The organism is Sphingobacterium sp. UBA7253, assembly GCF_002472745.1.
Classification (GTDB): Bacteria; Bacteroidota; Bacteroidia; order Sphingobacteriales; family Sphingobacteriaceae; genus Sphingobacterium; species Sphingobacterium siyangense.
Window position 1 is genome coordinate 1 of record NZ_DKSP01000158.1, and the last position, 9,178, is coordinate 9,178.

Consider the following 9,178-nt stretch of genomic DNA (forward strand, 5'->3'; position numbering starts at 1 on the left):
CTTTTGTCGGAATATTCATATATTGTACAAACAGTTGTATTGCGAATAATAGACTAACAACCACGAATAATGAAGGGGCCTATAGCAAATAATAAATCACCGTAAAATTAGTTAAATGCGTTTCTATTTTTACTTCCATAAAATAAAGACCTGCTTCAAAAGCATGTTATGGTTTAACAAAAAAATAGAAACAATGAAAAAATTAATGATGAGTTTGATGGCGGTTGCGCTGCTATCTACAGTGGCTTCTGCAAAGACAACAGAAAAGGCTCCGAAAGAAAATGTCAATGTTAAAACGACGACTTACCGCCTTCCTAAAACGAACACCCTCGTGAAAGTCACCGAAGAGGTCAAAGAAAGCAAAGGCCAATTAACGCATTGTGTTTTTGTATTGAGTTTTTATGACTATGATACGGCACAATTGGTCGGTACACATACTTCAGACACCTATACGAGTGGCGGTTGTGGATCGTTCTTTAGAGCGTGTAGAGCTTTTTGGGGTGTTTAATGCAGGCGATCGCTCTTGATTTCAATCAGCTGAAAGGCTTCTGCATTTTCACGGTGTTACAAAAGGTTAAATCTAAGCGGGGTTAAAACCCCGCTTTTTTGTTTTGGACTGATGAAAAAAAACGCTATCTTCGATTATTATATTTAATTTATCAGATAAAAAAGTACGAGTGGTCCCTGTTTTTAATGATAACGGAATTTGAAACCGAAGAACTTCAATATGCACACTAGAAATTTTTTACTTCTTCTTAGCTCACTGATATGGCTAAGTTGTACAAAAGATCCCATCGAGCCAAAGGTAGAGCCCCCAGAGGTGGTACCTACAGATACCACCAAAAATGAACCCACTGTTCCGCCAGATAAGTATGAGATTCGAAAAGTACAGTTACAAATGAGTAAGCTTTTCGCTGATGACAATATTGATGAAAAGGTGTTCCTGGGGGGACTTTGGAGTCTCAAAGATACCCTTGATGGTCCGCGACTAGAAAGCCTGGAAGCAAAAGCAAAAAAAGTTAAATTCCATTTTTTGTCTTATAACGACGCATCCATAGATTTGGGCTTCTTTGTGCCCAGTTATAAAAATGGCCTTGCTTATGCCAATAAGTTTGAAAAATCGAAACAGGCGAGCAGCATGAATTTCTCCTCCAGCACTTTTGAAGATTATGCCGAAATACAGGGATTTCTTGGTAATTCGAAGGATGTAAAGAAGGCCTTATCCCTTGTGAGACATGCAGATTCAACGACGATCAGTAAACCCAATAGCACACTTCGGATAGGCAATGTCAATAAGCTTACAATATATATTGATTATATGGAGTATTATGAAGCTTACCCAACATCGGAAGTCGCAGCATTGACCCAAGCAGGTTACTCTCCCTATGTGCTTTCTTCGGTGACTTATGGCACCAATATGATTCTGATGGGAGAAACTGATTCAACACGGGCAAAACTCAATACAGCGATAGACAAAATATTGGAAAAGCAAGCACTGGATGATATAGATATCAAAGTCCTCGATTGCAGTAATTTGCTGATCTACTATCGTGGTGGCGGGAAGAACAGTTTTATTCAGTATCCAAAAGGAGCCCAGGCTATTGGAACAGCACTCCGCGATATGCTCCTTTATGTAAGCCAGACGGAAAATATCTTTAATTATCCACTTACTTATGACTTCATGAGCCTCAAGGATTATAGTACGTTAGAGTATTACAATATTTTTGATATTCACGTCAAAAAGGAAAAGTAAACTAATGCTAAAAATATAAAGGGCATATTTTAAAGAAGTTGACTTTCTTAGGTTTGCTTAAATGCATAAAGCAAAAACATAAAAAGGGGATTTAGATCCCCCTTTTTATTGAGTCAATATGTGTTTTTGATCAGTCTAGCGAGCGCTTGATCATTAAGCGCCTAATTAAACTTATTTAGTTTCACTCAACTCTTTTAAAAGTTGCAAAGCATCTGGCCAAGCTTCATTAAAGTAATCGATGTATTCGTCGTTTGTATCAACATCCACTTTCAATAATGTTTGTCCCTCGATGGCTGAAAAAGAATAGTTTTCTAATGCTCCTGCCCAATCTTCAACTGTTGGTCCGGATAAAATTTCCTGGCCCTTATCTAAGATGCCAAGGTGGCGAATAGATACATATGAATTTGGAATATATTCAGCAATCTCTGCTACCATTCCGCCTTTTTCACCATTTTCATTGACGCCAGTGAAATGAATTCTTTGTCCCTTTTCCCAAACGCCTTCGAAATCAGAGCTCGGATCGAAGGCACTAGTCCATTGTTTGTACGTTTCTTTATCGAGCATTGTTTTAAAAACCCGTGAGACAGGAGCATCAATCTTAATTTGATAGGTCAATTTCTTCATCTTTCTATTGTTTTGGAAAATTGGGATCGGCTTTTATTTCAGCGATTTGTTTGGTATGACGTGCACAATGTGCGGCAATAAACATCAGGGCTTGGTAACCATCAATTGGACCGGTTGGGGAGTCGCTGACATGATTTCTAAGATCTTCCGCATCAGCTTTTTTGATATAATCAAGTACTGGCTTACGCGCGGCATTGAAATCAGCGAGTGCCGTTTTCACATTTTTATAAATGCCCTCTGGTTGGAGTTCCTTGGGTGCCTGATATTTGTGACTCCTGTCTGTGAGTGCATTCTTGAGATTGTCGTCGGTCATCTTGATCTCTTTCCGCCTTTCAGGTTGTGGATCTTGATCCAGGCCTTTTTTTGCCATGTCAAATATCATTCGTTCTGAACGAATAATATGTTCAAGGCATTGACTGATAGACCATTTGTCAGGCGCTGGTTTAAATTGGAGCTGCGCTTCGCTTAAACCCGCAACCTGCTTTTCAAGTTCTGCAGTTGTTTGGTTAAAGTATTGTAATAGCGAGTCGGTTCCCAAATAATTACGTTTTAAGCTCTGTTTTTTTAATATCAGCGCAATGTTTTGGTTCTTTTGCTCGAGCAATAATCGTGATTTGGCTGATAATGGAGCTAAGGAAGCAGTTGCTATACTTGCAATTGCTATCATGTTCATAATTAGATTCATAGTTTGATACGTATTAAAATCGTAAAAATAAATGTCACTACTTCTTTACAATTATAACGCATTTTTGTTTTCTATATCTTTCCATAAGGCAAGAAAAGGTGTGGAGGCCGGCTCCCTAATCAGAAAGTAATAATTCCTTAAATAGTGGCATCAAGTGCTGGATAAGTGTCGTATTACATAATAAGTGTTTTTTGTACATTTATTAAAATAAAACCTTATCTTTAACAGAATAACTAACCTACTATTTGAGTTAATCTATGTTAAATCACAATTATACGCGCTATTTTAGACGTTTACCATTAAAACCTTATGTTTTGGTATGTATCGTGTCTTTATTGGGCACAATTGCTGTAGCACAGCAGACATCGGTATCTAGTCCTGATGGAACTTTGACCGTTAAATTGGATCTGAAAAACGGCAATCTATTCTATGAGGTTGAACTGGAAGGGAAAACGATGTTGGAAGCTTCTCCGCTTGGGCTCCAAAGCAAGACGATAAATTTAAGTGATAATTTGCATCCAATAGCAGAAAAAAGAGCTGAAATTTCGAGCAATTATAACGAATCAAAAATCAAACGCAGTCAGGTAGCGTATAAAGCGAATGAATTGCGTTATTTGTTGGAGAATGCTTCAAAGCAACAGATTGAGGTTACTTTCCGTGTTAGCAACAACAATATTGCCTTCCGATATTATGTGCCTCAGGTAGGCGAGCCGGCCAATTTTGCATTAATAAAGGAGGAGAGTGGCTTTAAATTTCCACTCATTACAACAACATTTTTAACAGCTCAAGCTTCCCCGATGATAGGTTGGATGAAAACAAAGCCAAGTTATGAAGAGGAATATCAGGCAGATCAGGCTTTAGGGATACCTTCGAAGTATGGTGTTGGATATACTTTTCCTGCACTCTTTCATGTTGGGGATCGTGGATGGGTACTTGTTTCGGAAACGGGTGTATCAAGTGCTTATTGTGCATCCAAGTTAAGCGAAGGCACCAAGGATGGTCTTTATAGTATTGCTTTCCCGGAAGAAGGGGAGAACAATGGCATTGGACGTGCAGCTCCCACAATTTCATTACCCGGTTATACACCTTGGCGTACACTGACTATCGGGCGCAATCTAAAACCCATTGTGGAGACGACCATTCCTTTCGATGTTGTTGAGCCGCAATATCCGGCGTCGAAGAAATACGAATTCGGACGGGCAACGTGGAGTTGGCTGGAATGGCAGGATGGTAGTATTAATTTTGAAGACCAAAAGAAGTTTATTGATCTGTCAGCTTCAATGGGTTATGAATTTGTATTGATCGACAATTGGTGGGATACAAAGATCGGCCACAAAAAAATTGAACAATTGGTGGCTTATGGAAAGGAGCGGGGCGTAGGTATTTGCCTGTGGTACAATTCGAATGGATTCTGGAACGACGCACCGCAAACACCAAAAAATAAAATGAATACTTCGATCGCACGTAAAGCCGAGATGCAATGGATGCAGCGTGTGGGCATTAAAGGAATCAAAGTTGATTTTTTTGGAGGTGATAAACAGGAAACACTTAAGCTTTACGAAGATATTCTTTCGGATGCAAATGATTATGGATTAACAGTTATATTTCATGGATGTACTTTACCGCGGGGTTGGGAGCGTATGTATCCGAATTTCGTGGGTAGTGAAGCTGTATTGGCCTCCGAAAACTTGATTTTCACACAACATGCAAATGATACGGAGGCCTTTAATGCGACTTTACATCCATTTATTCGCAACGCCGTGGCGGCAATGGATTTTGGTCCGGTTTTGTTGAACAAACGTCATAACCGTGAGAATAACGGTGGTACTATTCGCAAAACGACAGAAACATTTCAATTGGCAACTGCGATTTTATTTCAGACTCCAGTGCAAAATTTTGGGTTGACACCCAATAATTTACAGGAAATGCCAGCCCATGTGATTGATTTTATGAAACAGGTACCTACAACCTGGGATGAAACAATTTTTATTGATGGTTATCCAGGTAAATATGTCATACTTGCCCGGAGAAAGAGTGATACATGGTATATAGCGGGTATAAATGCCGAAGGCAAAGAAAAGGCTGTATCGGTGAATTTGCCCATGTTGAGTACGGATGCGGTACAGCTAATCGACGATAACATCGCCCGGGAATCAAAACAGAAACAAATTCGACTTTCCAAAACAAAGACCATCAAATTGACATTACAACCGGATGGCGCAGTTGTTTTAATCGGAAAATAAAACAACTGCGCTCTTCTGACTAACTGAATCGTTCTTGATTAACTCAGTTAATCAAGACTAAGTGAATCACTCCTGACTAATGGAAACTTTCTCAAAGTTTCCATTAGTCAGGACGAAGAGTCCGGATTTCTAGGATCTTGTGACTTGTGGATCCTGCCCCGGCCTTAATTTTTAGTTCTATTTTGGTTTTCCCTATACCATCATTGGGAAGCTGTATACGTATTGTTTTAATGGTTGACTTCTCATCCTTGTCTTCCAGTGTGCTAATGGTTTTACCATCGACCATAACCTCCGTTATCCTTGATGAGTTGTCTGCCAGCAATTTGATTGCTATCAGTTGGGTCTCGGGCGTTATTTTCATCACATAACTAAACCAGTCTTTTGTATCGCGCCAGCGTGTATCGCCGAATGCCCCAGCATTGCTATTTTGCTCGCGAAAAAAGTGATCTGATTCCGGTTGTTGCTCTCCAGCGACAACCTTATCGACTGTTTTGGCAGCTAGCGCCAAGCTTTCTATTTCATCACTGTTCATTTTCTCCTGTAACGCCTGTAGTTCCTTTTCTGTTGCTTGAGGCCAATAGATCATATAACGGGAATCATGAATACCGAAAAAGGGTTCTAGTTCCATTTGAATACCTTTTTTTTCCAAATAAAGATCTGAGAGCGTAAAATGTAAGGGCTTGGATGCTATTGGTTTTACAAGTGCCGGAATATTGTTCGGCTCAGCTTTAAGAATTGGGAGATCACGTAAAGGGATTTGTTTTCCCGATGCAATGTGCCCCATTCGGCTGTCATCGGCCTGAAGTCCCAAAAGATCTTCCTGTCCACTACGGGCACCCAAAACAAGAGGTCCATATAAAATACTATAATAATTGCTTTTATCAGGCAACTGCTCAGTATGTATCCCCATAGGCAATTCAAGACTGACGATATCCCCCTTTCGCCATGTACGTTTGATTTGGATATGATCATTCGTTGAACTGAAATTGTGGTAAGGCTTTCCATTGATCAATACATGCGGAGCTGCTGTCAGCCAGTTGGGTTTACGAATAAACAAGCTGAATGAAGTCGGTTTTTTGGGGTTGATTCGGATGCTTGTATTGGCTTCTTTCGGAAAGTTCGTTTCTTGAATAACTTCCATGTTTTTCTCTTTCCAGTCCAAGCGTGAAGGAATAAACAAATTGACGAACAAGTCATTGTTGCGTTGTGCATAGATCATTTCACCATATTTGGCGTGGTTTTCCATCCCTGATCCAACGCAGCACCACATACTTGTCTGTGTTTGTGAATAAACGCGATAATGCCCCGGACGGATTTGTGTGAAATAAACTAATCCACCATGTTCGGGATGTTGTGTCGATAAGATGTGGTTGTAAAGAGCACGTTCATAAAAATCGAGGTATTTTCCTTGCGGATCAGTTTGGTAGAGCATTTTTGTGAGCCGTAACATATTGTACGTATTGCAGGTTTCAGGTCCCTCAATGCTATATAACATCTTTGAAAAATCGTCCGTAGGGTTAAAATGCTCACTCACACTATTTCCACCAATAGCAATCGAGCGTTGCTCAACGACATTGTCCCAAAAGTACCGAACAGCCTCAGCCCATTTTTCGTTGTGGGAAAGGTCAGCGATGCGTTTAAAACCGAGAACTTTTGGAATTTGTGTATTTGCGTGCAATCCTGTTAAATGATCTTGATGCGCTAATAAGGGCTCAAGTATGGATTGATGACTAAATTTACGAGCCAGCTCGAGATAAGTTGGGTTTTGGGTAATTGCAGCGACATCAGCAAAGGTTTCGTTCAGTCCACCGTGTTCACTTCGTAACATCTCCTGTATTTGAGCTTCGGAAAGTTGACCAACCAACTTAAGCGCCCAATCAGTCATCTGAATAAGCATGTCTTTCGCAGATTCATTGCCTGTCAACAAGTAGGCATCTCGCAGGCCAGCATAGGTTTTGTGTATATTATATAGCGGTACCCATTTTCCATTCAAGTTAAAGCTACCGGCGTTGATCCGGCCTTGTTGAATCTCTGTCCAACTAATTTTACCCCCAGGCACCCCGCCAATGTATCCGTTTCCATTTGCTTCCTGACAACGTTTCAAGTTGACCAGCATGTAATCCAGGCGTTCCTTGATGCGAAGATCTCCTGTAGCGGCATACATATGAGCCAGCGCAGATAGATAATGACCTCCGATATGGCCATCTAGTCCTGTATTTTCCCAATTGGTATAAGAGTCTTTTTTAAGCGGTAAATTGGCTTCGCGTAAAAATGGAGCCAACAATCGGTCCGGATCCATTTCCAATAAATAAGTGATATCCAGGTCTTCAGCATGTTTAAAAACTCCAGGTAACAACCTTACCTCTCTTAAATCGAAATAATTTAATTGAGGAGTTGTTTGAGCAGATAGCGCCAGACAAAATAAGCTTAAGAGAGCACTGTGCAAAAATTTGTTTTTGAAGATCATATGGACTGAAATTATCATTTGTTATTAACAAGATCTGATGAGCTTGTCTGGTTAGCCGTTATGTATAAAAAAGACCGGTAAATCAAAGATATTAAATGTGTTATTTATTTTAAGTGTTTTTTTTACATTTATCTATGCAAGAGAAAAAGGATGAATAGTTTTAAGTTGTATTTATTTGATAATTAGAGTTTTGCTTATTTTGTGTTTAGGAAGGTAAAATCCTGGCCTGCTGATAAGATCGCAATAAAAAAGAGCTGATCCGTTTATTTTTAGCTATACTTGTATATGAATAAAATTAATAGTATTGTTATTTTTTGTGCTTCCAGTTTAGGGAATTCGGCCGTGTATGAAGAGCAAGCCTCCTATGTGGGAAAGGTTTTGGCTGAATACGGTATCCGTTTGGTTTATGGCGGCGGAAGGGTTGGCCTAATGGGGGCTGTTGCGAATGGAGCTCTTGCGCACGGAGGTGAAGTAATAGGTGTGATTCCCGATTTTTTGAATTCGAAAGAAAGAGAGCATAGGGGTGTAACAAAACTGATTATTGTAGATACCATGCATGATCGTAAACGAATTATGAGCGATTACGCCGAAGGGGTTATTGCACTGCCGGGCGGTTTTGGTACATTGGAAGAACTTTTTGAAATGATTACATGGGCTCAATTGGGTTTACATAAAAAGCCAGTTGGTTTATTAAACATCAATGGATTTTATAATCATCTAATTCAATTTATTGATCACATGGTCGAAGAAGGGCTTCTTAAGCAGGAAAATAGAGCAATGTTATTGGTCGCTGATACGATTGAAGAGCTGATCGAGAAAATGCAACAGTATGAAGCACCACTGGTTCCAAAATGGATTGAGAAGGATGAAATTTAGGGCTTCGGTAAATTTTTATATCATCTTAATCCTGCTCTTATTTCTGACTAATAGCATTCTTATCGCTTTTTAATTTCGATTTAGAGATTTGTAACAGAATTTCTTATTCCTCCATATGTTACAATCTCGGTTTTTTTAGCCTGTATTTTTATCGTTTCTCTGTTTGGGCTTATTGCTCAAACAGTATCTCAGAATACTATGAAATCGTTCAGAATTGACGAAGTCGAAATTAGTTCGAAGTATTACAAAAGATATAATCCGAAACAACTGTCAGAAGCAATGCGGCTAGAAGCCTCATTGTTAAATATACCACAGCATATTCAAGTGGTGAACAGCGAGATTTTTAGGGATCAGGTGGTACTCAACCTCAATGAAAGTGCTACCCGAAACTGCAGTGGTACATTTCGGGAGGAACGGCATAATCGTATATCTCCAGATATCTATTCCCGTGGCAGCTATATCAGCGCGCAGCATAATGGTGTTGATATGCGTCCACTGGGAAAAGGGCCTAAATATCATTTTTTTTCAAT

The 9,178-nt window shown here is 39.7% G+C and carries 7 protein-coding genes and 1 pseudogene; 5 read left to right on the forward strand and 3 right to left on the reverse strand.

The window, feature by feature from the left end; all coding sequences use genetic code 11:
- Nucleotides 1-193 precede the first annotated feature (193 nt).
- Both B2X72_RS16345 and B2X72_RS16350 read left to right on the forward strand, forming a co-directional pair.
- Complete coding sequence (locus tag B2X72_RS16345) at nt 194-508, forward strand: hypothetical protein (RefSeq protein ID WP_145331062.1); 315 nt, start codon at nt 194-196, stop codon at nt 506-508.
- Between the two features lie 219 nt (nt 509-727).
- Nucleotides 728-1,753 (forward strand): hypothetical protein, encoded by a 1,026-nt coding sequence (locus B2X72_RS16350; protein ID WP_286850720.1) that lies wholly within the window; start codon nt 728-730, stop codon nt 1,751-1,753.
- Nucleotides 1,754-1,924: 171 nt separating this feature from the next.
- On the opposite strand, the gene B2X72_RS16355 is transcribed toward B2X72_RS16350, so the two are convergent.
- Together B2X72_RS16355 and B2X72_RS16360 are read right to left on the reverse strand one after the other, a co-directional pair.
- Nucleotides 1,925-2,377 carry an SRPBCC family protein gene (locus B2X72_RS16355; protein ID WP_286850721.1) on the reverse strand — a complete coding sequence of 151 codons (453 nt, stop codon included), beginning with the start codon at nt 2,375-2,377 and terminating at the stop codon, nt 1,925-1,927.
- 4 nt (nt 2,378-2,381) lie between these two features.
- The gene (locus B2X72_RS16360) at nt 2,382-3,050 is read right to left on the reverse strand and encodes a DinB family protein (protein ID WP_286850723.1); all 669 of its coding nucleotides are present in this window, start codon (nt 3,048-3,050) and stop codon (nt 2,382-2,384) included.
- Between the two features lie 269 nt (nt 3,051-3,319).
- Between B2X72_RS16360 and B2X72_RS16365 the strand changes: the two genes are divergently transcribed.
- Nucleotides 3,320-5,305, forward strand: a complete 1,986-nt coding sequence (locus B2X72_RS16365; RefSeq protein ID WP_286850725.1) for a glycoside hydrolase family 97 protein — start codon at nt 3,320-3,322, stop codon at nt 5,303-5,305.
- A 103-nt stretch (nt 5,306-5,408) separates the two neighbouring features.
- Here B2X72_RS16365 and B2X72_RS16370 read toward each other — a convergent pair whose 3' ends face one another.
- Nucleotides 5,409-7,772: a glycoside hydrolase family 127 protein gene (locus tag B2X72_RS16370; protein ID WP_088160852.1), complete on the reverse strand. Its 2,364-nt coding sequence runs from the start codon at nt 7,770-7,772 to the stop codon at nt 5,409-5,411.
- Nucleotides 7,773-8,057: 285 nt separating this feature from the next.
- Between B2X72_RS16370 and B2X72_RS16375 the strand changes: the two genes are divergently transcribed.
- Together B2X72_RS16375 and B2X72_RS16380 are read left to right on the forward strand one after the other, a co-directional pair.
- Nucleotides 8,058-8,648, forward strand: a complete 591-nt coding sequence (locus B2X72_RS16375) for a TIGR00730 family Rossman fold protein (RefSeq protein ID WP_145331066.1) — start codon at nt 8,058-8,060, stop codon at nt 8,646-8,648.
- Between the two features lie 198 nt (nt 8,649-8,846).
- Nucleotides 8,847-9,178: pseudogene (locus B2X72_RS16380) on the forward strand (hypothetical protein); the annotation flags it as partial.

Coding starts and splice junctions, on each gene's coding strand:
- B2X72_RS16345 (WP_145331062.1), top strand. CDS start 194: ATGAAAAAATTAATGATGAGTTTGATGGCGGTTGCGCTGCTATCTACA.
- B2X72_RS16350 (WP_286850720.1), top strand. CDS start 728: ATGCACACTAGAAATTTTTTACTTCTTCTTAGCTCACTGATATGGCTA.
- B2X72_RS16355 (WP_286850721.1), bottom strand. CDS start 2,377: ATGAAGAAATTGACCTATCAAATTAAGATTGATGCTCCTGTCTCACGG.
- B2X72_RS16360 (WP_286850723.1), bottom strand. CDS start 3,050: ATGAACATGATAGCAATTGCAAGTATAGCAACTGCTTCCTTAGCTCCA.
- B2X72_RS16365 (WP_286850725.1), top strand. CDS start 3,320: ATGTTAAATCACAATTATACGCGCTATTTTAGACGTTTACCATTAAAA.
- B2X72_RS16370 (WP_088160852.1), bottom strand. CDS start 7,772: ATGATCTTCAAAAACAAATTTTTGCACAGTGCTCTCTTAAGCTTATTT.
- B2X72_RS16375 (WP_145331066.1), top strand. CDS start 8,058: ATGAATAAAATTAATAGTATTGTTATTTTTTGTGCTTCCAGTTTAGGG.